Annotated in this window: 1 protein-coding gene; it reads left to right on the plus strand. The window is 43.7% G+C overall.

Going from position 1 to position 782, the window contains the following annotated elements:
* Window positions 1–721, plus strand: a 721-nt coding sequence (locus tag R7R78_RS25650; protein ID WP_225474560.1) for a GNAT family N-acetyltransferase, incomplete at its 5' end; no start/stop codon positions are given.
* Window positions 722–782 lie beyond the last annotated feature (61 nt).

Genomic DNA, 782 nt, shown 5'->3' on the forward strand with positions numbered 1-782 from the left:
ACTTGGTCAACGTCGTCCTAAAGGGCATTTGACGCCAATCACCATCATCAATCAACTTGGTTTGGTAAAGGTAGGCAGGCTTATTACTTCACGAGTGATGCGAATTGCGGTGCATCCTGATCTACAAGGTTCGGGCATTGGCAAGCGCATGCTAACACTACTCGAGGAAAGTGTTGGTGCCCATGTGGATTACCTATCGACAAGTTTTGGTGCGACGGATGAGTTGATTCAGTTTTGGCAACAAGCTGGCTATCAATCTATTCGTTTAGGAACTATGCGCGATGCCGCCAGTGGTTGTTATTCATTGTTGATGGTTCGCCAACTTGCGAATAAATCACAAACTTGGATTGATGACGCACAAGCATTGTTTCATGAGTTTTTGTCTGCGAGCCTTTCCCTTGTTTATCCTAAGTTAGAGCCGAGTCTGGCTAGAAGCTTGTTGCGTCAACCGATTCAACATCAAACCTTACATCCGACTAAGCGAGTATTGCTTCAAAGCTATGCGCAGGGTGGTGCAAGCTATGAATCGATTTTTGTGTGGTTACAACAGTGGCTGCGTCAACATGGTTTGGGGCCTGTTTCTGATTTGATGATAAGTAAAGTGTTCTTAAACCATGATTGGGTCATTTGTGCCAAACAATTTGGATTATCGGGAAGAAAGCAAGTTGAGCAACAGTTAAGAAGTGAGTTAGAAAAGTTGTTGAGTCAATTTACAGTGTAAACGCAACGCCTTATGGATTTACACTGTAAATAGAGACGAGCTGAGAGGAGTGACTTTACAC

Source organism: Vibrio sp. 2134-1 (assembly GCF_033339495.1).